This window comes from Pseudomonas sp. NPDC087598 (assembly GCF_044743525.1).
GTDB lineage: Bacteria > Pseudomonadota > Gammaproteobacteria > Pseudomonadales > Pseudomonadaceae > Aquipseudomonas.
Map to the genome: position 1 here is coordinate 1 of NZ_JBIUWQ010000076.1, position 26796 is coordinate 26796.

Genomic DNA, 26796 nt, shown 5'->3' on the forward strand with positions numbered 1-26796 from the left:
CTGCGCTTCCTCGTGGTCTCGCTGGCGTTCTACGGCATGTCGACCTTCGAAGGTCCGATGATGGCGATCAAGACCGTCAACTCGCTTTCGCACTACACCGACTGGACCATCGGCCACGTACACGCCGGCGCGCTTGGCTGGGTAGCAATGATTTCGATCGGCGCGATCTACCACATGATCCCGAAACTGTTCGGCCGTGCGCAGATGCACAGTGTCGGCCTGATCAACGCGCACTTCTGGCTCGCGACCATCGGCACCGTGCTGTACATCGCTTCGATGTGGGTCAACGGCATCACTCAGGGCCTGATGTGGCGTGCAATCAACGACGACGGCACCCTCACCTACTCGTTCGTTGAGGCGCTGCAAGCCAGCCACCCGGGCTACATCGTCCGTGCGCTGGGCGGTGCATTCTTCGCCAGCGGCATGTTCCTGATGGCTTACAACGTCTGGCGCACCGTGCGCGCCTCGAACCCGGCTGAAGCCGAAGCCGCTGCCCAGATCGCTGTCGTTGGAGCTCACTGATGAAGCATGAAGCTGTCGAGAAGAACATTGGCCTGCTGGCCTTCTTCATGGTCATCGCCGTCAGCGTTGGCGGCCTGACCCAAATCGTTCCGCTGTTTTTCCAGGACGTCACCAACAAGCCGGTCGAAGGCATGAAGCCGCGCACTGCGCTTGAACTGGAAGGCCGCGACGTCTACATCGCCAACGGCTGTGTCGGCTGCCACTCGCAGATGATCCGCCCGTTCCGTGCTGAAACCGAACGCTATGGCCACTACTCGGTTGCCGGTGAGAGCGTCTGGGATCACCCGTTCCTGTGGGGTTCCAAACGTACCGGTCCGGACCTGGCCCGTGTCGGCGGTCGTTACTCCGATGACTGGCAGCGTGCGCACTTGTACAACCCGCGCAACGTTGTGCCTGAGTCGAAAATGCCGGCTTACCCGTTCCTCGTGGAGAACAAGCTCGACGGTAAGGACACCGCTAAAAAAATGGAGGTCTTGCGCACGCTCGGCGTCCCTTACACCGACGAAGACATCGCCGGTGCGAAGGATGCCGTGAAGGGCAAAACCGAAATGGACGCGCTGGTGGCCTACCTGCAAGGCCTGGGCACCATCATCAAAAGCAAACGGTGAATTAGATGGATATCGGGATGATTCGTGGCCTGGGCACCGTTGTTGTGATGGTGGCCTTCATCGGTCTGGCGTTGTGGGTGTTCAGCCCCAAGCGCAAGTCGGAGTTTGAAGACGCGACCTTGTTGCCTTTTGCGGATGATCCCGAAGCCATCAAGCACGTCGAGCAAGCTTCTAGGAGTAACAAAGAATGACTACATTCTGGAGTCTGTACGTCACAGTCCTCAGTCTCGGTACGATCTTTTCCCTGACCTGGCTGCTGCTGTCGACCCGCAAGGGCCAGCGCAGCGAGCAGACGGACGAGACGGTCGGGCACTCCTTCGACGGGATCGAGGAGTACGACAACCCACTGCCGAAATGGTGGTTCATGCTGTTCGTCGGCACCATCGTTTTCGCCTTGGGTTACCTGGTGCTGTACCCGGGCCTGGGCAACTGGAAGGGCCTGCTGCCGGGTTATAACTACCTCGATAACGACAAGCAGACCGCGTTCGCCAACGGCCAGACCGGCTGGACCGGCGTCCACGAGTGGGAAAAGGAAATGGCTCGTTCGGACGCCAAGTTCGGTCCGATCTTCGCCAAGTTCGCGGCCATGCCAATCGAAGAAGTCGCCAAGGACCCGCAAGCCCTGAAGATGGGTGGCCGCCTGTTCGCCTCCAACTGCTCGGTCTGCCACGGTTCCGACGCCAAGGGCGCCTACGGCTTCCCGAACCTGACCGACGCCGACTGGCGCTGGGGCGGTGAGCCGGAAACCATCAAGACCACCATCATGGGCGGTCGTCACGCCGTGATGCCGGCCTGGGCTGAAGTCATTGGTGAGCAAGGCGTGGCCGACGTTGCGGCATTTGTCGTGACCAACCTCGATGGCCGCAAGCTGCCGGAAGACACCAAGGCTGACCCGGCCAACGGCGGCAAGCTGTTCGCCGCCAACTGCGTGGCCTGCCACGGTCCAGCGGGCAAAGGCACCCCAGCCATGGGCGCGCCTGACCTGACTCACCCGGGCGCGTTCATCTACGGTTCGAGCTTCGCGCAACTGCAGCAGACCATCCGTTACGGCCGTCAGGGCCAGATGCCGGCGCAGGAACAATTGCAAGGCAACGACAAGGTGCACCTGCTGGCGGCTTACGTTTACAGCCTGTCTCACGGTGAAAAAGCACCGCAAGCGAACGCCGAGTAAGGCCGACGCCTGAAACAAAAAACGGCCCCGCCAATGAGAATTGGCGGGGCCGTTTTGTTTCTGCTTCCTTTATCGAACGACCAGTGGTTATTTTCTGAAGCGCATAGAGGTTGCTGCACACCGAACACGGTAGTAACGTTTCTACAAACCTTACTCAGGGGAGATCGTCATGATGGCCATCACCACCATTTCAAGCCGTGAATTCAATCAAGACACAAGCAGTGCCAAAAAAGCCTCGCGTCAGGGGCCGGTTATCATCACCGACCGTGGCAAGCCTGCTCATGTACTGCTAAGCATTGAGGAGTACCAGAAACTGACGGGTACGAACGCGAGCATCGTCGACTTGTTAGTCATGCCTGAATCGGCAGACATTGAATTCGAAACCGAGCGTGCCGTGATCACTCACCGCCCTGTGGATCTGTCCTGAATGTATTTACTCGATACAAATGTGATTTCCGAACTACGCAAACCTCAGGCTGACGCGAATGTCGTCGCTTGGGCCAAGAGTATTTCTGCGTCACGCCTGTTTATGTCTGTGATTACCTTGATGGAGCTTGAGACAGGGGTGCTGCGCATAGAGCGTCGCGATCCAGACCAGGGACAGGTACTGCGCCTTTGGCTAAAACGGCACGTAGTCCCCGCCTTCGACACTAGAATCCTGCCTATAGACGCCGCTGTCGCCATTCGCTGCGCCAGCTTGCATGTGCCTGATCGCGCCAGCGAAAGCGATGCGCTGATCGCAGCGACAGCATTGGTCCATGGTTTTACGGTGGTGACCCGCAATACCGGCGATTTTCACAGCAGTGGCGTGGCACTCATCAATCCATGGGATTGATGAATTCGCCCTTTGACGGCGAAGGACCGGTGGTGCCTACGTTACAAACTACCGATTTGAAAGGACCCCGCCGGCCATCCGACGGGGCCGTTTTTCATGGCCGATTGGCCCAGATGGATTTCACGGGAATGGTGTCGATCAACTCCCGTTTCTGCCATTGATTGTCTGTCACCAGATAGATCTGCAACTGCTTGCGATCCTCGGTAAAACTGGTGATCAGGTAAGTCTGTTGAGAAGTCGCACCACTCAGGTACATCGGCACATTCCCCAACCAGTAGGAACTACCACCGTCCTTGTGCAAGTGGCCGGCAAATACCGCTGTGACCTGATATTTCCTGATCATTTCGATAAAGCGCTTCTGCTGGCTGGCGTCGCCCTTCATCTCCAGCGGTTTGTGCATATTGATGATAATGGCATAACCCCCAGCCCTCGCCAGCCGGAGGTCGGTCTCCAGCCAGTCCAGTGCACTGGTGATGTTGAATGTGGTGGGGTTCCAGACGCTGGAGATATTCGCCGTGTAGGTAGGCTCGTTATTGAGCTGCACCAGATGCACATCACCGATGGTCTTGGAGTAAGCGAGGCTTCCCGAACTTCAAAACATAGTTCCCCACAGCACCCAAAAACCATTATTCGCCCCTCATTAATGATCACGCTTATGAGTGCTCATGATTTGCGGTAAATGCTCGATGGACTCACACGTTGTCGACCGGTATTTTCTCTTTCCATCTGGCGAGCACTCGTCAGACCGCCCCCCTACAGCCCGCTGTTTTTCAAGGAAGAATGCCATGCGAGAATCCGATCACGATTGCGTGCAGTCCCACGAAGACTTCACCTACACCAACCCAGCTGTCGACCCCGCTACACCCGCACCTGCACCTGCACCTGCACCTGATGACTCCATCACCGTCGAAGTCGTGAAGAAAAAAACAGGTAGCGGACTCGACAGCCTGGGCGGCGGAAGGCTGGACTGACGCCTTACTGACTCGACTACCGACGCAATCCCGAGGCTCGCTCGCCAGAGCGAGTCTCATGCATCGTCTATAGTCAATTGCCCCGCCAATGAGAATTGGCGGGGCCTTTTCCTTCAAGCCTACCCTGCCTATTGCACGGGAATCGTGTCCAACACCACACGACTTGGCCAGTTGTTGCCGTTGACCTGAGTGATAGTCAGGCTTTTCCTGTCTCTGGAAAAACCGGCGATCAGGTAGGTTTGCTGGGAAGCGGCACCACTTAGATATACCGGTACGCTGCCAAAATAGCGGTAAGCGTAAAGACTGCGCCCTACCGATTGATGAAAATGCCCGGCGAATACCGCCGTGACCTTGTAAGTGTTAATCAATTTATTGAAACGCTCGATCTGTTGCGTCGTTCCCTGCCATTGACCGGGCTTGTGCATGTTGACAATGATGATTTGCCCACGATCACGCGCAGCCTTCAAATCCTTTTCCAGCCAATCCAGCGAATCCTTGATTTCAAAGGTTGTAGGGTTCCAGGCGCTTGCAATACGTACTGAGTACGTCGGTTCGTTGTGCAACTGCACAAGATGCACATCCCCAACATCTTTGGAATAAGCCAGACTTCCGGAATAAAGCCTATTGAAGATAGGCCCACTGATATTCAGATCCAGACTATCGACCTTGCCTCGATGATGATCTTCGAAGTCGGTAATACTACCGGCAGCACAGTTTTCAGAGAAACAGCTGTTGTTTTCATAATCATGATTGCCGAGACCGTAAAGCACATTCTCGCCAAAGTACTTGCCCATTACCGGCCGTAACCAACTGCGCTGCCAGCCATGACCGTAGGCCGTAATGTCGCCATTGATCATGACCGGAATATGTTCAGGTGACGTACTAAAGTTCTTCCTGAAATTCGCAATATCCGAAAACTGGCTTTCGATCAACTGTCGGGAACGAGCCTCTTTGTCCTCCGTGGACTCAGCTTCACCACTGTCCGTCTTGTCCGTCCAGGGGTATTGAGGGTCGGATGCAAATACCATGTAGTTGGGATTTTGTTCAGCCAGCACCATGGGCGAAATAAAACCAAATACGCATACAAACGCACAGACAATTCGGCTTTTATTAAATAGGGCCTTCATATAATTCCTTTTACTTTCAATTGAGAAATAGCGATAACGTAATCGCAATCGGAAGTTAATGGAAAATCGAAAAGAACAAAACTGCAAATCCATTGCAAATTAATTAACTGCACTTACTACCTTTCCACCCCCCAAACAAAAAACCATTAAAGTTCAAACCTGTATCACTGAGAAATTGCTGAAGGCCGCTGTTTACGGATTCGCCTGCAGCCGCAAAAAACTCAGCCATACTCAACAAGTCAATTGATCTGCGTCAGGCTTTGTTACATTCGCTACACCATTGGCATTTTTTTCCCAACGCGACCAAAGGTCGCACCCGTTCGTCGGCGTGACAGGCGTATCATTGCGCCACTGCAACGCCCTTTCTGACCCCGGCCGGCACGTATCGACCGAGGCATTTTTCCACTGCCGTGGGATGCAATGATGAGCAACCAGATTCCGGTACACGACGTCACGCCACCCAGCAAAAACGCGAACAACAGCGTTGATCTCTACGCCTCTCGAGAAAAAATCTACACCCGCGCCTTCACCGGTCTGTTCCGCAATTTGCGGATGATGGGCGGTGCCGCGCTGTTCCTGCTGTATTTCGGTACGGTCTGGTTGAACTGGGGTGGCCATCAAGCCGTGTGGTGGAACCTGCCAGAGCGCAAGTTCTTCATTTTTGGCGCAACCTTCTGGCCGCAGGATTTCATTCTGCTGTCGGGCCTGCTGATCATTGCCGCGTTCGGGCTGTTCTTCATCACCGTGTATGCCGGCCGTGTGTGGTGCGGCTACACCTGCCCGCAAAGCGTGTGGACATGGATTTTCATGTGGTGCGAGAAGGTCACCGAAGGCGACCGCAACCAGCGCATCAAGCTCGACAAGGCGCCGATGAGCGCCAACAAGTTTGCGCGTAAATTCGCCAAACACGCGCTGTGGCTGCTGATCGGTTTCGTCACCGGCATGACCTTCGTTGGCTACTTCTCGCCGATCCGCGAACTGGTGTTCGAATTCTTCACCGGCCAGGCCGATGGCTGGTCGTACTTCTGGGTCGGTTTCTTCACCCTCGCCACCTACGGCAACGCCGGTTGGTTGCGCGAGCAGGTGTGCATTTACATGTGCCCGTATGCGCGCTTCCAGAGCGTGATGTTCGACAAGGACACGCTGATTGTTTCCTACGACCCGCGTCGCGGCGAAAGCCGTGGCCCGCGCAAGAAAGGCGTCGACTACAAGGCCATGGGCCTGGGCGACTGCATCGATTGCACCATGTGCGTTCAGGTCTGCCCGACCGGCATCGACATCCGCGACGGCCTGCAGATCGAATGCATTGGCTGCGCGGCGTGTATCGATGCCTGCGACAGCATCATGGACAAGATGGACTATCCGCGCGGCCTGATCAGCTACACCACCGAGCACAACCTCTCCGGGCAGAAAACCCATAAACTGCGGCCACGCCTGATCGGCTACGCGGTGGTGCTGTTGGCGATGATCAGCCTGCTGGTGACCGCGTTCTTCATGCGCTCGCTGGTCGGTTTCGACGTCAGCAAGGACCGCGTGCTGTACCGCGAGAACGCCGAAGGCCGGATCGAAAACGTCTACAGCCTGAAGATCATGAACAAGGACCAGCGCGATCACACCTATGTGCTGGACGCCGCCGGCCTGCCGGATCTGCGCCTGCAAGGCAAACGCGAGATCAAAGTGGCGGCCGGAGAAATTTTCAGCATGCCGGTCGAACTGTCGAGCGCACCGGAACAACTGCCATCGAGCACCAACGAGGTGAAATTCATCCTCAAGGATGCCGATGACGACAGCGTCCACGTTGAAGCCAAGAGCCGATTCATCGGCCCACAAATCCGTTGAGAGAACTGAACATGCCCGCCGCAAACGCCGCAAGTCCCTGGTACAAGCACCTCTGGCCGTGGATCATCATCGGGATTCTGGCCTGCTCGGTGACGTTGACCCTGTCCATGGTGACCATCGCGGTGAACAACCCGGACAACCTGGTCAACGACAACTACTACGAGGCCGGCAAAGGCATCAATCGCTCGCTGGATCGCGAACTGCTCGCGCAGAACCTGAAGATGCGGGCTGCAGTGCATCTGGATGACGTGACAGGCGAAGTCGACCTGCGCTTGAGCGGTGACAGCCAGCCAAAGACCCTGGAGTTGAACCTGATCTCGCCGACTCAGCCGGAGAAGGATCGCAAGATTGTTCTGACCCGCAGCGAAACCGAAACCGGTCGCTACATCGGCCAACTGAGCGACAAGATCGAAGGCCGCCGGTTTGTCGAGCTGCTGGGGTCTCAGGATGACCACGTCTGGCGCATGTTCGAAGAAGAGTTGGTGAGCCATGACAAGGATCTGCTGCTCGGTGATGAACCGCTGCAAGGCGCCGAAGACTTGAAGAAGTAAAAACCTGCGCTTCGCGCATTCGCGAGCAGGCTCGCTCCCACAGTGGATCTCCAGTGTCCTCAAAACCTGTGGGAGCGAGCCTGCTCGCGAAGAGGCCCTTGCGGACAATAAAGATTTCCTCTGATGACCACCCCACTCCCCTGCTACCACTGCGCCCTGCCCGTCCCGTCCGGCAGCCGCTTTACCGCTGTCGTCCTCGGGGAATCCCGCGAATTCTGCTGCCCCGGCTGCCAGGCCGTGGCCGAGGCCATCGTCGCTGGTGGGCTGCAAAGCTATTACCAGCATCGCAGCGAAGCGTCGGCCAACCCCGAAGCGCTGCCGGTGCAACTGGTCGATGAGCTGGCGCTGTACGACCGCGCCGATGTGCAAAAACCTTTCGTCCGTCATGAAGGCGACCTCGCCGAAACCACGCTGCTGATGGAAGGCATTAGCTGCGCGGCCTGCGGCTGGCTGATCGAGAAACATCTGCGCACGCTGCCTGCGGTAGCCGAGGCGCGATTGAACCTGTCCAATCATCGTCTGCACGTGCGCTGGGCCGATGGGCAATTGCCGTTGAGCCAGGTACTCGCCGAACTGCGTCACATCGGTTACGCCGCGCACCCCTATCAAGCCGACCGCGCCAGCGAACAACTGGCCAGCGAAAACCGCCTCGCCCTGCGCCAGCTCGGGGTGGCCGGGCTGCTGTGGTTCCAGGCGATGATGGCGACCATGGCGACATGGCCGGAATTCAACATCGACCTCAGCCCCGAGCTGCACACAATCCTGCGTTGGGTCGCGTTGTTTCTGACCACGCCGATCGTGTTCTACAGTTGCGCACCGTTCTTCAAAGGGGCGATGCGCGATCTGCGCACACGGCACCTGACCATGGACGTCTCGGTATCGCTGGCGATCGGCAGCGCCTACATCGCCGGGATCTGGACGTCGATTACCGGCGTCGGCGAGTTGTATTTCGATGCGGTTGGCATGTTCGCGCTGTTCCTGCTCGCCGGACGCTACCTGGAACGCCGCGCCCGCGAGCGCACCGCCGCCGCCACCGCGCAGTTGGTCAATCTGTTGCCGGCCTCGTGCCTGCGTCTGGATGAAACCGGCCACAGCGAACGCATCCTGCTCAGCGAACTGCGCATGGGCGACCACATTCTGGTGCAACCGGGTTCGATCCTGCCGGCGGACGGCAAGATCCTCGACGGCCAGTCGAGCATCGACGAATCGTTGCTGACCGGCGAATACCTGCCGCAGCCACGCATGCCGGGCGACGCGGTGACGGCCGGCACGCTCAACGTCGAAGGCGCGCTGACCGTTGAAGTGCAGGCCTTGGGGCAAGACACACGACTGTCGGCCATCGTCCGTTTGCTCGATCGCGCCCAGGCGGAAAAACCGCGCCTGGCGGAAATTGCCGATCGCGCCGCGCAATGGTTTCTGCTGTTGTCACTGATCGCCGCAGCCGCCATCGGCCTGTTGTGGTGGGAGCTGGATTCGTCGCGCGCATTCTGGATTGTCCTCGCCATGCTCGTCGCGACTTGCCCGTGTGCATTGTCGCTGGCAACGCCGACCGCGCTCACGGCCGCCACCGGCACCCTGCACAAACTCGGTCTGTTGTTGACTCGCGGTCACGTGCTGGAAGGTCTGAATCAGATTGATACGGTGATCTTCGACAAGACCGGCACGCTCACCGAGGGCCGGTTGGTGTTGCGCTCAATCCGCCCACTGGGGACGCTGAACAGCGAGCAATGCCTGAGCCTTGCCGCCGCGCTGGAAAACCGCTCGGAACACCCGATCGCCCGGGCTTTCGGCCGTGCACCGCTGGCAGCGGAAGAGGTCCATAGCACACCGGGGCTGGGTCTTGAAGGTCTGGTCGGTGAGCAGCGTTTGCGCATCGGTCAGGCGGAATTTGTCTGCGCCTTCAGCGGCTCGCTTTTGCCAACCATGCCGGACGAGCCGGGCCAATGGTTGCTGCTCGGTGACAGCGCCGGGCCGCTGGCGTGGTTCGTTCTCGATGACCGCTTGCGCGATGATGCGCCCGCCTTGCTCGCTGCGTGCAAAGCCCGTGGCTGGCGCACCTTGCTGCTGTCCGGCGACAGTTCACCGATGGTCGCCAGTGTCGCCGCCGAACTGGGTATCGACGAGGCCCGTGGTGGTCTGCGGCCGGACGACAAGCTGCAAGTGCTGCAACAGTTGCACAAGGAAGGTCGCAAAGTGCTGATGCTCGGCGACGGGGTCAACGATGTGCCGGTGCTGGCTGCCGCCGACATCAGCGTGGCCATGGGCTCGGCCACCGATCTGGCGAAAACCAGTGCCGATGCCGTGTTGCTGTCCAACCGTCTCGACGCATTGGTGCAGGCGTTTACGCTGGCGCGGCGCACCCGCCGGGTAATCATCGAGAACCTGCTGTGGGCCGCGCTGTACAATGGCCTCATGTTGCCGTTCGCCGCCCTCGGCTGGATCACCCCGGTGTGGGCCGCCGTCGGCATGTCGATCAGTTCGTTGACCGTGGTGCTCAACGCCCTGCGCCTGACTCGCCTGCCGAGCACGCCAGCCACCCGCACCTCGTCAGAAACCCGCCCGCTGCCGGCCTGAGCCGCGCGGGCATGGAGTACAGATGCCAGCTCTCTACGTGATGATCCCGGCCGCGTTGCTGATCGTGGCCATCGCCGTGTACATCTTCTTCTGGGCGGTGGACAGCGGCCAGTACGACGATCTCGACGGCCCGGCCCACAGCATCCTGTTCGACGACCAGGACCCGAACCACACTGCGGCCGTCGACGAAGCCAACGCGAACAAACCGGACGACAAGGCGCCACCCCATGCTTGAACTGGCGCCACTGCTGGTCTCGGCGCTGATCCTCGGCCTGCTCGGCGGCGGCCATTGCCTGGGAATGTGCGGCGGTTTGATGGGCGCGCTGACATTGGCGATTCCCAAGGAACAACGCAGTCGGCGCTTTCGTTTGCTGCTGGCGTACAACCTTGGGCGGATCCTCAGTTACGCCACCGCAGGTTTGCTCATCGGCCTGGCTGGCTGGGCGGTGGCCAACAGTCCCGCCGCGCTGTTCATGCGCGTGCTGGCCGGGCTGCTGTTGATTGCCATGGGCTTGTACCTCGCCGGTTGGTGGAGCGGCCTGACCCTCATCGAAAGCCTCGGGCGCGGTTTGTGGCGCTACATTCAACCGGTGGCCAATCGCTTGCTGCCGGTGTCGAGTCTGCCCCGCGCGCTGTTGCTTGGCGCACTGTGGGGCTGGTTGCCGTGTGGACTGGTTTACAGCACGTTGTTGTGGTCGGCGAGCCAGGGCAACGCGCTGGACAGTGCACTGTTGATGCTCGCGTTTGGCCTCGGCACTTGGCCGGTATTGCTGGCTACCGGTCTGGCGGCTGAGCGAGTGACCGCGCTGCTGCGCAAACGCAGCGTGCGCATGACCGGTGGGTTGCTGGTAATCCTGTTCGGCATCTGGACCCTGCCCGGCCCGCATCAGCACTGGTTGATGGGCCATTAGATCGGCGGTGTGGCCTTCGCGAGCAGGCTCGCTCCCACAGGAGATTTGTGTTGCAGCACCGATCAAATGTGGGAGCGAGCCTGCTCGCGAAAAGGCCTGCATGACCAACACACCTCTCCCCGTTGATACAAATCAACAGCCCCATCGCCGCACCCCGATAGACTCGCCACACTGCCAGCCTATCCGGGGGAATGCCCGCATGCTCGACGCCATTCGTTGGGACACTGATCTGATCCGCCGCTACGACCTGGCGGGGCCGCGCTATACCTCGTATCCGACGGCCGTGCAATTCAACAGTCAGGTCGGCACTTTCGACCTGTTCCATGCCCTGCGCGACAGCCGCAAGGCTCTGCGCCCACTGTCGCTGTACGTGCACGTGCCGTTCTGCGCGAACATTTGCTACTACTGCGCCTGCAACAAAGTCATCACCAAGGATCGCGGTCGCGCCCTGCCGTACCTGCAACGCCTGGAGCAGGAAATCCAGCTGATCGCCTGCCACCTCGACCCGACGCAGAAAGTCGAACAGCTGCACTTTGGCGGCGGCACGCCGACCTTCCTCAGCCACGATGAACTGCGGCAACTGATGGCGCACCTGCGCAAGCATTTCAATCTGCTGGATGACGATTCCGGCGATTACGGCATCGAGATCGACCCTCGCGAAGCCGACTGGTCAACCATGGGTCTGCTGCGCGAACTCGGTTTCAACCGGGTCAGCATCGGTTTGCAAGACCTTGATCCGGCGGTGCAACGGGCGGTCAATCGCCTGCAAAGCCTGGAAGAGACCCGCGCCGTGATCGACGCGGCGCGCACCCTGCAATTTCGCTCGATCAACATCGACCTGATTTACGGCCTACCCAAGCAGACCCCGGACAACTTTGCCCGCACCGTCGAGGAAGTCATCAGCCTGCAACCGGATCGGCTCTCGGTGTTCAACTACGCGCACCTGCCGGAACGCTTCATGCCGCAGCGACGGATCAACGGCAACGAACTGCCAAGTCCGACGCAGAAACTGGAAATGCTCCAGCGCACCATCGAGCAACTGACCGCCGCCGGTTACCGCTACATCGGCATGGACCACTTTGCCCTGCCCGACGATGAGCTGGCGATTGCCCAGGAAGAACAAACCCTGCAACGCAACTTCCAGGGCTACACCACTCACGGCCATTGCGATCTGATTGGTCTGGGGGTGTCGGCGATCAGCCAGATCGGCGACCTGTATTGTCAGAACAGCAGCGATCTCAACGAATACCAGAACACCCTCGCCGCCGCGCAACTGGCGACCAGTCGTGGCCTGGTGTGCAATGCCGATGATCGGCTGCGTCGCGAGGTGATCCAGCAGTTGATCTGCAATTTCAGCCTCGAATTCGCCGACATCGAGCAAGCGTTCAACATCGATTTCCAGGGTTACTTCGGCGCGCTGTGGCCGCAACTGCAAGGCATGGCCAAGGACGGCCTGATCACGCTGGACAGCGAGAGGATCGAAGTATTGCCGGCGGGACGCCTGCTGGTGCGTTCGGTGTGCATGGTGTTCGACGCTTACCTCGAACAGCAGAACCGCCAGCGTTTCTCGCGGGTGATTTAGTTTTTCATCAGCAGTGAACCGACTTGCATGTTTTGCTCGGACGTCAGGCCCGACTGGCCCACCACTTTCGACAACGCCAGATTGGCGGTGATCAAACCGGTGTTCAACGCGGCAATGGCGCCACGCAAGCTGGCAACCTTGATGATTTTTTCTTCGTTGGAAAGGCGCTTGTCGGCCATGATCTTTTCGATCTGCGCCTTTTTCTCGGCGATCTCTTTTTGCAGCTTGCGGATCATCTTCAGCAATTGCTGGATGTTCTCGGGTAAACCGCTTTCTTCGATGTCGCGATTATCGCCGCCCGCACTCGCCGATTTCTCGATGGAGGCTCCGGACAGCGACACTTTGACGCCCTCGACCAAGGTCGGGGTTGCCTCCTCGGTAGAACCGTCTTCGCGTGTATTGCCTGAAGTCGCTTTAAACGTCTCCGGCAATGCCGCAACGTCGCTGCTACCGGGGCCAAGCGTGCCAATGGCGGCCATCAAGTCGTTCCTTGTATGCGTTCTGATACCTGTTTATCGGCGGCTTGCCCTGCGGCTTTACGCCCGCGGGTCAAACTCGCCACAGACTGGCCTGAATGTCCTCCCGTGAGTTACCCTTACGGCTTATGTGTGTTTTCCCACAAGGATTAAAGAAATGTCCGAGCCAGTTAAACTGCGCGCTCACAACCAGGCCCATTGCAAGGATTGCAGCCTGGCCCCTCTCTGCCTGCCACTTTCTCTGAATCTGGAAGACATGGATGCGCTGGACGAAATCGTTAAACGCGGCCGCCCGTTGAAAAAGGGTGAGTTCCTGTTCCGTCAGGGCGACACGTTCGATTCCGTTTATGCAGTACGCTCCGGCGCCCTGAAGACCTTCAGCCTGAGCGACACTGGCGAAGAGCAACTCACCGGTTTCCATCTGCCGAGCGAACTGGTCGGCCTGTCCGGCATGGACACCGAGAAACACCCGGTGTCCGCCCAGGCGCTGGAAACCACCTCGGTTTGCGAAATTCCTTTCGAACGCCTCGACGAACTGGCCCTGCAACTGCCGCAGCTGCGCCGCCAGTTGATGCGCGTGATGAGCCGGGAAATTCGCGACGACCAGCAAATGATGCTGTTGTTGTCGAAGAAAACCGCCGACGAGCGCATCGCGACGTTCCTCGTCAACCTGTCGGCGCGCTTCCGTGCTCGCGGCTTCTCGGCCAATCAGTTCCGCCTGAGCATGTCGCGCAACGAAATCGGCAACTACCTGGGCCTGGCGGTGGAAACCGTGTCGCGGGTGTTCACCCGTTTCCAGCAGAACGAACTGATCGCCGCCGAGGGCAAAGAGATCCATATCCTCGATCCGATTCAGCTCTGCGCCCTGGCCGGTGGCTCGCTCGACGGCTGATCTCGACCCGCGGCCGAGCGCATCGATTCAGCCGCGGGTATACTGCGCCGTTTGCAGCCCTGCCAGGACAACTCGACGATGGTCTTCGACTCCTTCGACATCAAATCCCTGATCCGCCCTGTGATCGACTTCCCGAAACCGGGCGTGATCTTTCGCGACATCACCCCGCTGTTCCAGTCGCCAACGGCCCTGCGCCTGGTGATGGACAGCTTCGCCCACCGCTATGTGGAAGCCGACTTCACCCACATCGGCGCGATGGATGCCCGTGGTTTTCTGATCGGTTCGGTTTTGGCTTATCAGTTGAACAAGCCACTGGTGCTGTTCCGCAAGCAAGGCAAACTGCCGGCGGACGTATTGGCCGAAGGTTACGCGACCGAGTACGGCGAAGCGTTCCTGGAAGTGCACGCCGACAGCCTGTGTGAAGGCGATTCGGTGGTGATGTTTGATGACTTGATCGCTACTGGCGGGACGTTGATTGCAGCGGCCAACCTGATTCGCCGCATGGGCGCGCGGGTGCATGAAGCAGCAGCGATTATTGATTTGCCGGAGTTGGGTGGGTCGCAGCGTCTGGAAGATATGGGCATCCCTAGCTTCTGCCTGACGCAGTTTGCCCTGACCGATAAGTAAGCAGCGCCTGTTAGACCGCTTTCGCGAGCAGGCTCGCTCCCACATTTGGAATGCATTCCCCTGTGGGAGCGAGCCTGCTCGCGAAGGCGTCGGCCGCCTCAACGCAAGACCTAAAGGCCCATCTGCTTGCTGATGATTTCGTTCATCACCTCTCGCGTCCCGCCGCCAATCGACAAGATGCGATTATCCCGATACAGCCGCTCCACCAGACTCTCGCGCATATAACCCAGCCCGCCAAGAATCTGCACCGCTTCGTTGGTGATCCGGTCCGAGGTATCCGTGGCGAAGTTCTTGGCCATGGAAATCTCCTTGATCACACTCTGTCCCGCCGCCATCTTCGCCGCTTGCCGGTAAGTGAATTCCCGCGACACTTCCAGCGCCGTGGCCATCTCGGCGAGGCGATGCTTGATCACCTGGAACTTGCCGATCGGTTTGCCAAAGGCCTCGCGTTCCCGCGCCCACTTCAGCGCCTCCTCCAGCGCCAGTTGCGCGGTCATGTTGGCCATCAACGCCAACGCCAACCGCTCGCTCTGGAAGTTGCCCATGATGCAGGCGAAGCCCATGTTCTCGGCGCCGATCAGGTTTCCTACAGGCACCCGGCAATCATCGAAGAACAATTCAGCCGTGTCCGACGCCCACCAGCCCATTTTCTTCAACTGACGGCCGACGGTGAAACCCGGCGTACCCTTTTCAATCAATAACAGACTGATGCCGCCGAAACCCGGCTCACCCGTGCGTACCGCGACGGTATAGAAGTCAGCGCGTACGCCACTGGTGATAAAGGTTTTGCTGCCGCTGACCCGGTAGAAGTCGCCGTCACGCACGGCGCGGGTTTGCAGGTTGGCGACGTCGGAGCCACCGCCGGGCTCGGTGATCGCCAGTGCGCTGATCTTCTCGCCACTGAGCACTTGCGGCACTACGCGATCGCGAGCTTGCGGCCGCGCCCATTTGACGATCGGCGGCAGACCGATATCCAGCGAACCCAGCCCCGCCACCAGTCCGCCGGAGCCGCAGCGCATCAGTTCTTCACTGGCGGCGACCTTGGCGAACAGGTCGCCTTCATGGCTGCCGCCCAGCGCTTCGGGATAGCCGATGCCAAGGATGCCGGCGGCGCCAGCCTTCAGGTACAACTCACGGGGGAAGCTTTCGGCTTCTTCCCACTGATCGATGTCCGGCAGGATCTCGCGCTCGACGAAACGTCTGACGCTGTCGCGGACCATTTGGTGGCTGGGATCGAAGTATTCCTGAAAGGCAGGCATCGGCGAACTCCACTGAAGGGTTCGCCGACGTTAACCGAGCGCTTGCTTGGTTTTCAACCAGATTTGTGAATCAGATGAACCGAGGTGCGCCATTCGCGAGCAGGCTCGCTCCCACAATGAGTCCGTGAACGACACAAAACCAGTGTGGGAGCGAGCCTGCTCGCGAAAGCGTCAAATCAGACACCGCGTAACTCAGAGAGTGATCGGTTTGCGCCCGGCAAACGAATGCGCCAGCGTACCGCCATCCACCAGTTCCAGCTCACCACCCAACGGCACCCCGTGGGCAATCCGCGAAGCGATCAAACCTTTGTTGTTGAGCAACTGCGCGATGTAATGCGCCGTCGCTTCGCCCTCCACCGTCGGGTTGGTGGCCAGGATAACCTCGGTAAACGTCCCCGCCTCTTCAATCCGCGTCATCAGCTGCGGAATGCCGATCGCCTCAGGTCCGAGCCCATCCAGCGGCGACAAGTGCCCCTTGAGCACAAAGTAGCGCCCACGGAAACCGGTCTGCTCGACCGCATACACATCCATCGGCCCTTCGACCACGCACAGCAGCGTGTCGTCGCGGCGAGTATCGGCGCACTGCGGGCACAGATCGTCTTCGGTCAGCGTGCGGCACCGACGACAGTGACCCACCCCTTCCATGGCCTGACTCAAGGATTGAGCCAGACGCAGACCGCCGCTGCGGTCACGTTCGAGCAACTGCAACGCCATGCGCTGGGCAGTTTTCTGACCGACACCCGGCAGAATTCGCAGGGAGTCGATCAGTTGGCGAATCAAAGGGCTGAAGCTCATGGGTAAAAAGTCCGACAAAACAACGAGACGCGGTTTATACCCGCGCCTCTGGCCAGCGTCAAATACTCAGTCCTGGGCGACCTTCACCACCAGTTTGCCGAAGTTGCGCCCCTCCAGCAGACCGATAAACGCCTCGGGCGCCTGCTCCAGGCCTTCGACCACATCCTCACGGAATTTCACCTTGCCGTCGCGTACCCACGGCACCATGTGGCTGATGAATTCCGGCTGACGATCACCGTAGTCATCGAACACGATGAAGCCCTGAATCCGCACACGCTTGGTCAACAGCGTGCGTTGCAGCATCGGCAAGCGATCCGGGCCTTTGGGCGCCTCAGAGGCGTTGTAACCGGCAATCAGCCCGCACAATGGAATGCGCGCCTTGGGATTGAGCAACGGCACGACCGCATCGAAAACGTGCCCACCGACATTTTCGTAATAAATGTCGATGCCCTTCGGGCAGGCCTTGGCCAGTTGCTCGGCGAAATCCGCCGCCTTGTGATCGATGCAGGCATCGAAACCCAGTTCCTCAACGACGTATTTGCACTTCTCGGCACCGCCCGCCACACCCACAGCGCGCAGTCCTTTGATCCTGGCCACTTGCCCGACCACCGAGCCGACCGCGCCCGACGCTGCCGCAACCACCAGGGTCTCGCCCTCTTTCGGCTGGCCGATGTCCATCAGGCCCATGTAGGCGGTCATGCCGGGCATGCCGAGCACACCCAGGGCCATCGACGGGCTCGGCAGCCCGGCCGGGATCGGAATAATGTTGCGGCCGTCGCTGATGCTGTGGCTTTGCCAGCCTGTGGCGCCGACCACCAGATCGCCTTTATGAAATTTCGGATGCCGTGAGTCCTCGACACGGCTGACAGCACCGCCAGTCATCACTTCGCCGATTTGTACCGGTGCGGTGTAGGACGGAGCGTCGCTCATGCGTCCGCGCATGTACGGGTCCAGCGACAGGTACAGGGTTTTCAGCAGCACCTGCCCTTCTTCAAGATCCGGCAACGCTTCGCGCTCCAGACGGAAATTTTCCGGGGTCGGTGCGCCCACCGGACGCGAGGCCAGGACAAAGCGTTGGTTGAGGGTCAGAGGGTCGGACATGTCAGCGTCTCCTGTGAATGGTGAATTCAGCGGGTATAGGGAGCAGACCGTTGTTGCATGGGTGGGTTCGATGTTTCGACACTGTACGAGATTTAAGTAGGAGCTGCGGCACGCTGCGATCTTTTGATTTTGCTTGTAGAAGTCAGGATCAAAAGATCGCAGCTTCGTTTCACTCGACAGCTCCTACAGGGGCTGGTGTTGAACCAGCCAGAAACAAAAATGCCAGGCGCAAGGCCTGGCATTTTGTGTAGCTCATCTGCCGCCAATTGGCGAATCAGAATGGCAGTTTCATACCGGCTGGCAGGTTCATGCCGGCGGTCATGCTGCCCATTTTTTCCTGGCTGTTGGCTTCGATCTTGCGCACGGCGTCGTTGACGGCGGCGGCAACCACGGCTTCCAGCATCTCTTTGTCGTCTTCGCTCAGGCCTTCAACCAGGCTTGGGTCGATGCTCACGCTCTTGACGTCGTGACGACCGGTCATCACCACGGTGACCATATCGCCGCCGGCCTTACCGGTGACTTCGGCGTTGGCCAGTTCTTCCTGCATCTTGGCCATTTTTTCCTGCATCTGCTGCGCCTGCTTCATCAGGCCGGCCATGCCACCTTTCATCATGGGAATCACCTCAAAAGTACTTGGATCAAAACAGCACCCGGTCATAAGACCGAGCGCCTTCAGTTATTAGCCTTGGGCGACCAAGGCGTCGACAGGTTCAATAGTATCGTGTCGCACCACCGCGCCGAACTGCTGAACCATCTGCTGGATGAACGGATCGCCGTGGATTGACTCTTCCGCCTCGCGCTGACGGTTGGCACGACGCCGGGACGCAGCCTGAGCCGGAGTTTCCTGCTCGGGCTTGATCAGTTCGATGGTCAGGCTCAGCGTGCGGCCGTGGAACTGGTTCAACGCATCATTGAGACGACGCTGCTGCGTGGCGTTGAACAGCGCACTGTGCGCCGGGTCGAGGTGCATCAGCCAATGGTCGCCATCAACTGCGATCAATGTGCAGTTGGCGGCGATGCTGCCGGTCATGCCGGAGATCGGCAACTTCGGGAACAGCTCCAGCCATTGCAGAGCCAGACCAGTGGCGGGTGCCGCCGCAGGTTCCGGCTCGGGTTCCGGCGCCGGTTCGGCGGCGTGTTCGCTGGCCAGTTCGTCGAGGTAGCTGTAAGCCGAATCCATGTCCGGCTCGATGTAGTCTTCGTCCAGCGGCGGCTCGTCGTCGAGGTCCATGCCCGGTGTCGCGGCATCGACCTCGGCGACCGACGGCTCGGGAATCGGCGCAGCGGCCCACTCCGGCGCGTCCGGAACGACGCTGTCCGGGGTCGGCAGCGGCATCGGCGGCAACTCGGGCTGCTCGGCGGCGGTTTCCAGCACGGGCTCGACGGCCGGTTGCTGCACGGGCTCGGGCTCAACCGGGTCGTTCCACGGCAGGTCGACCACCGCTTCGACCTCGACTGGCTCAGGCTCGGGTTCCGGCGTTGGTTGCGGCTCAGCCGCGATCACAGGCTCGGGAACCGGAGCAGGCGCAACCACGGGAGCTGGAGCTGGCGCTGGTGCAGGTGTGGGTGCAACAGCCGCAGCGACTACCGGCGCAGGTTTAGGCGCGGCAGCCACGGAGTTTGCGGAATCAACTGTGGCCTGGCTGATCCCCACTGGCTTTAGCGGTTGCCTCGGGGCGTCCGCCGTATCCGCTGGCCGGAAGGCCAGCATTCGCAGCAGGACCATTTCGAAACCACCGCGCGGATCCGGTGCCAGCGGCAAATCGCGACGACCGATCAGGCCCATCTGGTAATAAAACTGCACGTCTTCGGCTGGCAGGGCCTGCGCCAATGCCAACACCCGGTCACGATCACCATGGCCATTGTCGACACCTTCCGGCAGCGCCTGAGCGATGGCCACGCGATGCAATACATTGAGAATTTCCGAGAGCACGCCGTTCCAGTCCGGGCCTTGTTCGGCCAGGTGGCGCACGGCTTCGAGCAACGCCTTGGCATCGCCTTCGATCAACGAATGCAGCACGTCGTAGACCTGACCGTGATCCAGCGTGCCAAGCATCGCCCGCACGTCAGTGGCCAGAACCTTGCCCTCACCGAACGCAATGGCCTGATCGGTCAGGCTCATCGCATCACGCATCGAACCGTCAGCCGCGCGACCGAGCAGCCACAGTGCATCGTCTTCGAACGGCACGTTTTCAGCGGTGAGGACGTGGGTCAAATGCTCGACCACACGTTCCGGCGTCATGTTCTTCAGCGAGAACTGCAAGCAACGCGACAAAATCGTTGCCGGAAGTTTCTGCGGGTCGGTGGTCGCCAGGATGAACTTGACGTACGGCGGCGGCTCTTCAAGGGTTTTCAGCAGCGCATTGAAGGAATGGCTGGAAAGCATGTGCACTTCGTCGATCAGGTAGACCTTGAAGCGCCCACGGCTTGGGGCGTACTGCACGTTGTCGAGCAGTTCGCGGGTGTCTTCGACCTTGGTGCGGCTCGCGGCGTCGATCTCGATCAGGTCGACGAAGCGGCCCTCATCGATTTCACGGCACACCGAGCACTCGCCGCACGGGCTGGAAGTGATACCTGTTTCACAGTTCAGGCATTTGGCAATGATCCGCGCAATCGTGGTTTTACCCACCCCGCGCGTACCGGTGAACAGGTACGCGTGGTGCAGCCGCTGGCTGTCCAAGGCATTGATCAGAGCCTTGAGCACATGGGTCTGGCCGACCATTTCGCGGAACGAGCGCGGACGCCATTTACGTGCAAGAACCTGATAACTCATCGAAAACCGTCGCAACGAAGGAAGCTGAAGCGGCTAATGCTAGCGGAGCAAGGGCAAAATTGCATCCGGTGTCCTCGTCTAATGTGGCTAAGCTGCATGAGCAGAGGCTTTTATCGGCTCGGGATCGGGAATTACCGGAGCGTTTATGCGTTGGGCCTTGGGGGCACTACTGGGAATCAGCCTGAGCGTGACGGCAGCGGAAACCCCGCTGCGCTTCGCCATGCCCGACAGCTGGGCGATGCCCATGGTGCAATTCGAACGCGGCCGCCCGACCCAAGGCATTCTCTACGACATCATGCTCAGCCTGGCCACGCAGGTCGGCGTACCGGCGCAATTCCACGTCCTGCCCCGCGCCCGGGTGCAGACCGCCATGGAGCACGGCGAGATTGATGTGCGCTGCTATGCCGCACAATCATGGCTGCCGAATCAGTCGGGGGATTACATCTGGAGCATTCCGCTGTTGTTCCAGCGTGATCTGCTGATCAGCCGCAAGGATCAACCCGCCACCGCCGATCCCGCCAACCTGCCTCGCCAATCCATCGGCACCGTTCTGGGCTACACCTACCCCACCCTGCAACCACTGTTCGATGCCGATCGACTGCAACGCGAGGACGCGCGCAATCAGGAACAAGTGCTAGAGAAACTGCTGGCCGGGCGTTATCGCTATGCCGTGAGTAATCAGTGGACGCTGGACTGGTTCAACCAGCGCCTGACGCTGGAACAGCAACTGCACGGCGTGGCGGTGCTGCAGGAACAGCATGTGGGTTGTTATGTGAGAAACGACCCGAAAGTGCCGGTGCAGCGGATCTTGCGCACGTTGCTGCGGATGAAAATGTCGGGGGAGATTGATGACATTATCCGGCTGTATACCGGTAGTCCTGAGAACGACCGCTAACCCCTGTAGGAGTGAGCCTGCTCGCGATAGCGGTGTATCAGCCAACACATTTTTAGCAGACAGGACGCCATCGCGAGCAGGCTCACTCCTACAGGGGAGTTGTGTGAACCGTTAAATCGCAGGCAAAAAAAAACCGCAGTGGGCGAAACCCATGCAGTTCTGTTTGAAGCGTTCGATTGTTCGTTAAGGTGGTAACCCCACCAGCCACACCCCGGCACACAATGTTCCCGCTGTGGCTGCTGCCTTCCGGCTCTGACCAGGTTCACGGGTAATCGTTGCGGGGGGACCGATGGGGTCACCATAACGACGCTTGCCTGTCGGCGAGCCGCGCCATTGTACCTATCTGAGACGAAGTTACAACCGTTGGTTGCAGATTAAAAATATGAATGCGTTCAAGGACATAAAGATCGCAGCCGGCGGCAGCTCCTGCATGGATCCGCGCAAACCAGCAGGAGCTGCCGCAGGCTGCGATCTTTTGACGTTACAGCGCCAATACCTCATCCGCCCGACCACCGGCCTGCTGGATCACCAGATGGATGAAGTGCAGCTTGGTGATCGCCGGCGCCGGCAGCACGAACGGGTAGAAATCCGGTTGGCCCATGCTGCGTGACAGTTCGTTGAGCATCCCCGCCAGTTCGATCCACGCATTGACGAACGACAGGAACGACTCACCGCCGGGATGCTGCGGATCGTAGAGGGTGCTGGTGGGAAACGGCTGGTAATCGAAATCCATTTCCCGTGCGCTCATGCCAAAGCCCAGCGCGGTGTCCACGGCGTCCATCATGTGCAGGTAGTGCGCCCAGGTTTCCGCCCAGTCTTCCCACGGGTGCATGGTCGCGTAGGCGCTGACGTACTGCTGCGGCCAGTCCAGCGGCGCGCCTTGTTGATAGTGGCGATTCAGTGCTTCGGCGTAACTGGCGCGCTCGTCGCCGAACAGGTTGCGGAATGATTCGAGCCACGGGCCGTTGGCTATCAGCCGATCCCAGTAGTAATGCCCGACTTCATGGCGAAAATGCCCAAGCAGCGTGCGATACGGCTCATGCATCTGCGCCCTCACCCGCTCGCGGTGAGCGTCGTCGGCTTCTTTGATGTCGAGGGTGATCAGGCCGTTGGCGTGGCCGGTCATGGGCGCATTGCCTTCGAGGTCGACGCCGATGAAATCGAAGGCCAGCCCGGACTCTTCATCGACGGTTTTCGGGATGACCTGCAAGCCGAGGGTAATCAGTTGCGCGACCAGACGACGCTTGGCGATTTCGACCTTGCGCCAGCGCTCGGGGTTATCCGGGTCGGACAGGTCGGGGATGGTGCGATTGAGGCTGCAGGCGACGCACAGAATGTCGTGGTCGTTGGCCGGCAGCAGCCAGTTGCACGCCGCCGGGGTGTCGAGGTTGGCGCAGCGGCGGAACAGCCCGGCGTCGGGATCGGCGTCGAGCGTCCAGGTGCCGTCCTGCGGCCCCGGTTGCAGCGAGGTCAGGCGACTTTCTTCGGGTTGATAGCCGAGCAACGCGTTACAGGCCAGGCACTGGCTGTTGCGAAAGAACAGCGACTGGCCGCAGCGGCACGGCCAGACTTTGCTGTTGCGTGAAGACTCGCCCATGAACGGCGCGACGATGCGGGAACTGAGTTGCTCGAAAAAGCGGTACATGGCGATCTCTCCCTGGGGCTTGCCAAGACTAGATCATTCCGATGACAACATCGTTCCCGAGTACGGCGCCACTACCGCGTGACGCCACTGTTGTGGCGAGGGAGCTTGCTCCCGCTGGGTTGCGGAGCAGCCCCAACACCATGCGACCTTATTTACCCTGAAATACCGAGGAAGGTGGTTTTGCGACGACTTCGTCGCCGAGCGGGAGCAAGCTCCCTCGCCACAAAGCATCGCATTTGCAAAGAAAATGTCAGGCGGAGATGCCGTGGGTTTTGAGAAAGGCGATGAAGGTTTCTTCGTCCATCACTTTTACGCCCAGCTCATTGGCCTTGGTCAGCTTGGAACCGGCGCCGGGGCCGGCCACCACGCAGTGCGTTTTCGCCGACACCGAACCGGCGACTTTCGCGCCAAGGCTCTCCAGATGTTCCTTGGCGACATCGCGGCTCATCAACTCGACTTTACCGGTCAGCACCCAGGTCTCGCCGGACAGTGGCAACCCTTCGACAACTTTCTTCTCGCTCTGCCAGTGCATGCCGAAATCGCGCAGTTGTTTCTCGGATTCTTCCGCCAGTTGCCGATGCTCAGGCAAGGCAAAAAACTCACGCACAGAGTTCGCCTGCTTCTCCGGCAGCGCCTGACGCATGTCCAGCCAGTCGGCGTTCATCACCGCTTCCAGCGAGCCAAACTTGTCCGCCAGTTTTTGCGCGCCGCCCGGGCCGACCGAAGGGATGTGCAGTTTGTCGAGGAAACCACCAAGCGTGGTGCTGGCAGCAAACTCGGCGCCCAACTCGCCTTGATCCTGAATCTGCAAACCATGGCCGAGCAGCTCAGTGATGACCTGCTGGTTATGCGCATCTTGAAAAAAGCTGTGAATCTCGTGCGCCACTTCCAGACCGACGTCCGGCAGGTAGGTCAGCACTTGCGGCAAAGCCTGCTGAACGCGCTCCAGCGAACCCAGCGAGCGCGCCAGCACCTTGGCCGTCTCCTCGCCGACATCGGGAATGCCCAGCGCATAGATAAAGCGCGCCAGCCCCGGCTTCTTGCTGTCTTCAATCGCCGCCAGCAGTTTATTGCTGGAGACTTCGGCGAAACCTTCCAGATCGACGATGTCTTCGAACTTCAGTGCATACAGATCGGCCGGCGAACTGACCAGACCTTCGTCGACCAGTTGTTCGACACTCTTGTCGCCCAGGCCTTCGATGTCCATTGCTCGACGCGAAACGAAGTGGATGATCGCCTGCTTCAGTTGCGCACCACAGGCCAGACGCCCGACGCAGCGATACACCGCGCCTTCGCTGACGGTTTCCTTGCCTTTGCTGCGCTTGATCAGTTGCGTGCGCTCGACATGCGAGCCGCAGACCGGGCAGCTCTCGGGGATCGCTACTGGTCGCGCGTTTTCCGGGCGGCGCTCGAGGACCACTTGCACCACTTGCGGGATCACATCACCGGCGCGACGGATGATCACGGTGTCGCCGATCATCAAGCCCAGACGCGCCACTTCGTCCATGTTGTGCAGGGTGGCGTTGGCCACCGTGACGCCGGTAACCTTGACCGGTTTCAGTCGGGCGACTGGCGTTACGGCGCCAGTACGGCCCACCTGAAATTCGACGTCGAGCAGCTCGGTGAGCTCTTCCATCGCCGGGAATTTATGCGCGATCGCCCAACGCGGTTCGCGGGCACGGAAGCCCAGTTCGCGCTGATCGGCGATGCTGTTGACCTTGAACACCACACCGTCGATTTCATAGGCCAGCGAATTACGTCGCTCGCCGATGTCGCGGTAGTAATCCAGGCATTCGCCGATGCCCTTGGCCAGTTTCAGTTCGTGACTGATCGGCATGCCCCACTTCTGCAACTGCTTGAGGTTGCCAATGTGGGTGTCGGAAATATCGTGGGAAACCTGACCAATGCCGTAGCAGCAGAATTCCAGCGGACGATTGGCGGTGATCTTCGAATCCAGCTGACGCAGGCTACCGGCCGCAGCGTTGCGCGGGTTGGCGAAGGTCTTGCCGCCGACTTCCAGTTGCGAGGCATTAAGGCGCTCGAAACCGGCCTTGGACATGAACACTTCACCACGCACTTCCAGCGTCGCCGGCCAGCCTTCGCCGTGCAGCTTCAGGGGAATGTTGCGCACGGTACGCACATTGACGCTGATGTCTTCACCGGTGGTGCCGTCACCGCGCGTGGCGCCGCGTACCAGCACGCCATCCTGATACAACAGGCTGACCGCCAGACCATCGAGCTTCGGTTCGCAGCTGTATTCTACCGCCGCGCCGCCACCGAACAGGTCGCCGGCCGGCAGATCCAGGCCCTCGGTGACCCGACGATCAAACTCGCGCATGTCGGTTTCTTCGAAGGCGTTGCCGAGACTGAGCATCGGCACTTCGTGGCGCACCTGGGTGAACGCGGTGAGCGCCACGCTGCCGACACGCTGAGTCGGCGAGTCGCTGGTGATCAGTTCCGGGTTGGCCGCTTCCAGCGCCTTGAGCTCGTGGAACAACCGGTCGTACTCAGCGTCCGGAATGCTCGGCTCGTCGAGGACGTGGTAGCGGTAGTTGTGCTGATCGAGTTCAGCGCGCAGCTCTAGAATGCGGTTTTTGGCGGCGGTCATGGGTGTTCTCTCATAAAGCAAAAGAGCAGCCGAGGCTGCTCAATCTTCTAATCACAGTAGCTCAAGGCTATGGACATTGTGGCGAGGGAGCTTGCTCCCGCTCGGTGGCGTAGCCGCCGTAAATCCTGCAACCGGGTTGTGTCTGATGCAACGCGGTGGATGGTATTGGGGCTGCTTCGCAGCCCAGCGGGAGCAAGCTCCCTCGCCACAGCTGCGCTCTGGCCTTAACGCTTCTGGGTCAGGGCGCGGCGTTCGAACTCGACGATGCGCTGACGGTAGTGCTCAATCGTTTGTGCGGTCAGAACACTGCGCTGGTCATCTTTCAGCTCACCGTTCAGTTCCTGCGACAGCTTGCGAGCGGCGGCCACCATCACATCGAAAGCCTGCTTCGGATGACGCGGGCCTGGCAGACCAAGGAAGAAGCTCACCGCCGGGGTGCTGAAATGGTCGATGTCGTCCAGATCGAAGATGCCCGGTTTGACCGCATTGGCCATGGAGAACAGCACTTCACCGTTACCGGCCATGCTTTCGTGACGGTGGAAAATATCCATTTCACCGAAACGCAGACCGCTTTCCAGGATGTTCTGCAACAGCGCCGGGCCTTTGAAGCCGGCAGCGTCGCGGCAGATCACGCTGATCACCAACACTTCTTCGGCTTGCGGCTGATCCTTGTCGACCACAGCAGGCGAAGGCTTGCTGTCTTCGACGAAATCGTCGTCACGGCTGCTGAAGCTCGGGCCGCCGTCCAGATCCAGGTCGAGGTTCAGGTCGCCCTGCGCCGGACCGTTGCTGCCACGCTTGCCACGTTTCGAACCGGATTCGCGAGGCTCGCGTGCTTCGCGGGCCGGCATGCTCACCGACGGCAGATCGTGTTCGTCCAGTTGCGGTTCTTTATGGTTGTCCAGAACGCGGGCCGGGCCCAACAGCTCGGCGCTGGTGTCCTCGTCCGGCAGGTTGGACAGACTTCGGTCAAGACGGAATTTCAGTTTTCCCTTGCCGCCGCGCATACGGCGCCAGCCATCGAAAAGAAGACC

26 protein-coding genes, 1 other RNA gene and 1 pseudogene are annotated in these 26796 nt (G+C 59.8%); 16 read left to right on the forward strand and 12 right to left on the reverse strand.

Going from position 1 to position 26796, the window contains the following annotated elements:
* The 6 genes from ACIOWE_RS27150 to ACIOWE_RS27175 all read left to right on the forward strand — a co-directional run.
* Positions 1-522, forward strand: a 522-nt coding sequence (locus tag ACIOWE_RS27150) for a cbb3-type cytochrome c oxidase subunit I (RefSeq protein WP_401397877.1), incomplete at its 5' end; no start/stop codon positions are given.
* Positions 522-1130 carry a cytochrome-c oxidase, cbb3-type subunit II gene (gene ccoO / locus ACIOWE_RS27155; RefSeq protein WP_007905434.1) on the forward strand — a complete coding sequence of 203 codons (609 nt, stop codon included), beginning with the start codon at positions 522-524 and terminating at the stop codon, positions 1128-1130. The genes ACIOWE_RS27150 and ccoO, both read left to right, overlap by 1 nt.
* A 5-nt stretch (positions 1131-1135) precedes the next feature.
* A complete protein-coding gene (locus ACIOWE_RS27160) occupies positions 1136-1321 on the forward strand; it encodes a CcoQ/FixQ family Cbb3-type cytochrome c oxidase assembly chaperone (RefSeq protein WP_003175465.1) in 186 nt (61 codons plus the stop codon).
* On the forward strand, positions 1318-2301 hold the full coding sequence (ccoP, locus tag ACIOWE_RS27165) for a cytochrome-c oxidase, cbb3-type subunit III (protein WP_401397879.1): 984 nt from the start codon (positions 1318-1320) through the stop codon (positions 2299-2301). Before ACIOWE_RS27160 ends, ccoP begins: the two co-directional genes overlap by 4 nt.
* A gap of 172 nt (positions 2302-2473) precedes the next feature.
* A complete protein-coding gene (locus tag ACIOWE_RS27170) occupies positions 2474-2728 on the forward strand; it encodes a type II toxin-antitoxin system Phd/YefM family antitoxin (protein WP_201234040.1) in 255 nt (84 codons plus the stop codon).
* The gene (locus tag ACIOWE_RS27175; RefSeq protein ID WP_401397881.1) at positions 2729-3136 is read left to right on the forward strand and encodes a type II toxin-antitoxin system VapC family toxin; all 408 of its coding nucleotides are present in this window, start codon (positions 2729-2731) and stop codon (positions 3134-3136) included.
* Between the two features lie 94 nt (positions 3137-3230).
* Here the strand turns inward: ACIOWE_RS27175 and ACIOWE_RS27180 are convergent.
* Positions 3231-3725 (reverse strand): annotated as a pseudogene (locus ACIOWE_RS27180) (metallophosphoesterase family protein); the annotation flags it as partial.
* A gap of 196 nt (positions 3726-3921) precedes the next feature.
* Between ACIOWE_RS27180 and ACIOWE_RS27185 the strand changes: the two are divergent.
* Positions 3922-4107, forward strand: a complete 186-nt coding sequence (locus tag ACIOWE_RS27185) for a hypothetical protein (RefSeq protein WP_401397883.1) — start codon at positions 3922-3924, stop codon at positions 4105-4107.
* Between the two features lie 128 nt (positions 4108-4235).
* Here the strand turns inward: ACIOWE_RS27185 and ACIOWE_RS27190 are convergent, their stop codons facing one another.
* On the reverse strand, positions 4236-5234 hold the full coding sequence (locus ACIOWE_RS27190) for a metallophosphoesterase family protein (protein WP_401397884.1): 999 nt from the start codon (positions 5232-5234) through the stop codon (positions 4236-4238).
* Positions 5235-5657: 423 nt separating this feature from the next.
* Between ACIOWE_RS27190 and ccoG the strand changes: the two genes are divergently transcribed.
* The 6 genes from ccoG (at position 5658) to hemN (ending at position 12691) form a co-directional block, all read left to right on the forward strand.
* Positions 5658-7073, forward strand: coding sequence for a cytochrome c oxidase accessory protein CcoG (ccoG, locus tag ACIOWE_RS27195; RefSeq protein WP_401397885.1), 1416 nt, complete (start codon positions 5658-5660; stop codon positions 7071-7073).
* An 11-nt stretch (positions 7074-7084) separates the two neighbouring features.
* Positions 7085-7624: a FixH family protein gene (locus ACIOWE_RS27200; RefSeq protein ID WP_401397886.1), complete on the forward strand. Its 540-nt coding sequence runs from the start codon at positions 7085-7087 to the stop codon at positions 7622-7624.
* A 123-nt stretch (positions 7625-7747) separates the two neighbouring features.
* Positions 7748-10198, forward strand: a complete 2451-nt coding sequence (locus ACIOWE_RS27205) for a heavy metal translocating P-type ATPase (protein WP_401397888.1) — start codon at positions 7748-7750, stop codon at positions 10196-10198.
* 22 nt (positions 10199-10220) lie between these two features.
* Entirely contained in the window at positions 10221-10433 is a 213-nt protein-coding gene (gene ccoS / locus ACIOWE_RS27210) for a cbb3-type cytochrome oxidase assembly protein CcoS (protein ID WP_122592544.1), read from the forward strand.
* The gene (locus ACIOWE_RS27215) at positions 10426-11109 is read left to right on the forward strand and encodes a sulfite exporter TauE/SafE family protein (RefSeq protein WP_401397890.1); all 684 of its coding nucleotides are present in this window, start codon (positions 10426-10428) and stop codon (positions 11107-11109) included. Before ccoS ends, ACIOWE_RS27215 begins: the two co-directional genes overlap by 8 nt.
* Before the next feature lie 199 nt (positions 11110-11308).
* Positions 11309-12691 carry an oxygen-independent coproporphyrinogen III oxidase gene (hemN, locus tag ACIOWE_RS27220; RefSeq protein WP_401397892.1) on the forward strand — a complete coding sequence of 461 codons (1383 nt, stop codon included), beginning with the start codon at positions 11309-11311 and terminating at the stop codon, positions 12689-12691.
* Here the strand turns inward: hemN and ACIOWE_RS27225 are convergent.
* A complete protein-coding gene (locus tag ACIOWE_RS27225) occupies positions 12688-13170 on the reverse strand; it encodes a hypothetical protein (RefSeq protein ID WP_401397894.1) in 483 nt (160 codons plus the stop codon). The two genes, hemN and ACIOWE_RS27225, sit on opposite strands and share 4 nt — an antisense overlap.
* A 154-nt stretch (positions 13171-13324) precedes the next feature.
* Here ACIOWE_RS27225 and fnr point away from each other — a divergent pair, with 154 nt between their 5' ends.
* Positions 13325-14059, forward strand: coding sequence for a fumarate/nitrate reduction transcriptional regulator Fnr (gene fnr, locus ACIOWE_RS27230; RefSeq protein WP_103303904.1), 735 nt, complete (start codon positions 13325-13327; stop codon positions 14057-14059).
* Positions 14060-14137: 78 nt separating this feature from the next.
* Positions 14138-14686, forward strand: coding sequence for an adenine phosphoribosyltransferase (locus tag ACIOWE_RS27235; protein ID WP_034152844.1), 549 nt, complete (start codon positions 14138-14140; stop codon positions 14684-14686).
* A 110-nt stretch (positions 14687-14796) separates the two neighbouring features.
* On the opposite strand, the gene ACIOWE_RS27240 is transcribed toward ACIOWE_RS27235, so the two are convergent.
* The 5 genes from ACIOWE_RS27240 to dnaX form a co-directional block, all read right to left on the reverse strand.
* Entirely contained in the window at positions 14797-15945 is a 1149-nt protein-coding gene (locus tag ACIOWE_RS27240) for an acyl-CoA dehydrogenase family protein (protein ID WP_401397896.1), read from the reverse strand.
* 192 nt (positions 15946-16137) lie between these two features.
* Complete coding sequence (gene recR, locus ACIOWE_RS27245) at positions 16138-16740, reverse strand: recombination mediator RecR (RefSeq protein WP_401397898.1); 603 nt, start codon at positions 16738-16740, stop codon at positions 16138-16140.
* Between the two features lie 66 nt (positions 16741-16806).
* The gene (locus tag ACIOWE_RS27250; protein WP_401397900.1) at positions 16807-17841 is read right to left on the reverse strand and encodes an NADP-dependent oxidoreductase; all 1035 of its coding nucleotides are present in this window, start codon (positions 17839-17841) and stop codon (positions 16807-16809) included.
* A gap of 274 nt (positions 17842-18115) precedes the next feature.
* Complete coding sequence (locus ACIOWE_RS27255) at positions 18116-18454, reverse strand: YbaB/EbfC family nucleoid-associated protein (RefSeq protein ID WP_003223337.1); 339 nt, start codon at positions 18452-18454, stop codon at positions 18116-18118.
* A 66-nt stretch (positions 18455-18520) separates the two neighbouring features.
* Positions 18521-20614: a DNA polymerase III subunit gamma/tau gene (gene dnaX / locus ACIOWE_RS27260; RefSeq protein ID WP_401397902.1), complete on the reverse strand. Its 2094-nt coding sequence runs from the start codon at positions 20612-20614 to the stop codon at positions 18521-18523.
* 145 nt (positions 20615-20759) lie between these two features.
* On the opposite strand from dnaX, the gene ACIOWE_RS27265 reads away from it, so the two are divergent.
* Positions 20760-21509: a substrate-binding periplasmic protein gene (locus tag ACIOWE_RS27265; protein ID WP_401397904.1), complete on the forward strand. Its 750-nt coding sequence runs from the start codon at positions 20760-20762 to the stop codon at positions 21507-21509.
* A 195-nt stretch (positions 21510-21704) separates the two neighbouring features.
* On the opposite strand, the gene ffs is transcribed toward ACIOWE_RS27265, so the two are convergent.
* From ffs to zipA, 4 genes are all read right to left on the reverse strand, one after another.
* Positions 21705-21801, reverse strand: an RNA gene (gene ffs / locus ACIOWE_RS27270) — signal recognition particle sRNA small type.
* 189 nt (positions 21802-21990) lie between these two features.
* Positions 21991-23154 (reverse strand): putative zinc-binding metallopeptidase, encoded by a 1164-nt coding sequence (locus ACIOWE_RS27275; protein ID WP_401397906.1) that lies wholly within the window; start codon positions 23152-23154, stop codon positions 21991-21993.
* A gap of 250 nt (positions 23155-23404) precedes the next feature.
* Complete coding sequence (ligA, locus tag ACIOWE_RS27280) at positions 23405-25762, reverse strand: NAD-dependent DNA ligase LigA (protein WP_401397908.1); 2358 nt, start codon at positions 25760-25762, stop codon at positions 23405-23407.
* 224 nt (positions 25763-25986) lie between these two features.
* Positions 25987-26796: cell division protein ZipA (gene zipA / locus ACIOWE_RS27285; protein WP_401397909.1), on the reverse strand; the 810-nt coding region annotated here is incomplete at its 5' end.

Coding starts and splice junctions, on each gene's coding strand:
- ccoO (WP_007905434.1), top strand. CDS start 522: ATGAAGCATGAAGCTGTCGAGAAGAACATTGGCCTGCTGGCCTTCTTC.
- ACIOWE_RS27160 (WP_003175465.1), top strand. CDS start 1,136: ATGGATATCGGGATGATTCGTGGCCTGGGCACCGTTGTTGTGATGGTG.
- ccoP (WP_401397879.1), top strand. CDS start 1,318: ATGACTACATTCTGGAGTCTGTACGTCACAGTCCTCAGTCTCGGTACG.
- ACIOWE_RS27170 (WP_201234040.1), top strand. CDS start 2,474: ATGGCCATCACCACCATTTCAAGCCGTGAATTCAATCAAGACACAAGC.
- ACIOWE_RS27175 (WP_401397881.1), top strand. CDS start 2,729: ATGTATTTACTCGATACAAATGTGATTTCCGAACTACGCAAACCTCAG.
- ACIOWE_RS27185 (WP_401397883.1), top strand. CDS start 3,922: ATGCGAGAATCCGATCACGATTGCGTGCAGTCCCACGAAGACTTCACC.
- ACIOWE_RS27190 (WP_401397884.1), bottom strand. CDS start 5,234: ATGAAGGCCCTATTTAATAAAAGCCGAATTGTCTGTGCGTTTGTATGC.
- ccoG (WP_401397885.1), top strand. CDS start 5,658: ATGAGCAACCAGATTCCGGTACACGACGTCACGCCACCCAGCAAAAAC.
- ACIOWE_RS27200 (WP_401397886.1), top strand. CDS start 7,085: ATGCCCGCCGCAAACGCCGCAAGTCCCTGGTACAAGCACCTCTGGCCG.
- ACIOWE_RS27205 (WP_401397888.1), top strand. CDS start 7,748: ATGACCACCCCACTCCCCTGCTACCACTGCGCCCTGCCCGTCCCGTCC.
- ccoS (WP_122592544.1), top strand. CDS start 10,221: ATGCCAGCTCTCTACGTGATGATCCCGGCCGCGTTGCTGATCGTGGCC.
- ACIOWE_RS27215 (WP_401397890.1), top strand. CDS start 10,426: ATGCTTGAACTGGCGCCACTGCTGGTCTCGGCGCTGATCCTCGGCCTG.
- hemN (WP_401397892.1), top strand. CDS start 11,309: ATGCTCGACGCCATTCGTTGGGACACTGATCTGATCCGCCGCTACGAC.
- ACIOWE_RS27225 (WP_401397894.1), bottom strand. CDS start 13,170: ATGGCCGCCATTGGCACGCTTGGCCCCGGTAGCAGCGACGTTGCGGCA.
- fnr (WP_103303904.1), top strand. CDS start 13,325: ATGTCCGAGCCAGTTAAACTGCGCGCTCACAACCAGGCCCATTGCAAG.
- ACIOWE_RS27235 (WP_034152844.1), top strand. CDS start 14,138: ATGGTCTTCGACTCCTTCGACATCAAATCCCTGATCCGCCCTGTGATC.
- ACIOWE_RS27240 (WP_401397896.1), bottom strand. CDS start 15,945: ATGCCTGCCTTTCAGGAATACTTCGATCCCAGCCACCAAATGGTCCGC.
- recR (WP_401397898.1), bottom strand. CDS start 16,740: ATGAGCTTCAGCCCTTTGATTCGCCAACTGATCGACTCCCTGCGAATT.
- ACIOWE_RS27250 (WP_401397900.1), bottom strand. CDS start 17,841: ATGTCCGACCCTCTGACCCTCAACCAACGCTTTGTCCTGGCCTCGCGT.
- ACIOWE_RS27255 (WP_003223337.1), bottom strand. CDS start 18,454: ATGATGAAAGGTGGCATGGCCGGCCTGATGAAGCAGGCGCAGCAGATG.
- dnaX (WP_401397902.1), bottom strand. CDS start 20,614: ATGAGTTATCAGGTTCTTGCACGTAAATGGCGTCCGCGCTCGTTCCGC.
- ACIOWE_RS27265 (WP_401397904.1), top strand. CDS start 20,760: ATGCGTTGGGCCTTGGGGGCACTACTGGGAATCAGCCTGAGCGTGACG.
- ACIOWE_RS27275 (WP_401397906.1), bottom strand. CDS start 23,154: ATGTACCGCTTTTTCGAGCAACTCAGTTCCCGCATCGTCGCGCCGTTC.
- ligA (WP_401397908.1), bottom strand. CDS start 25,762: ATGACCGCCGCCAAAAACCGCATTCTAGAGCTGCGCGCTGAACTCGAT.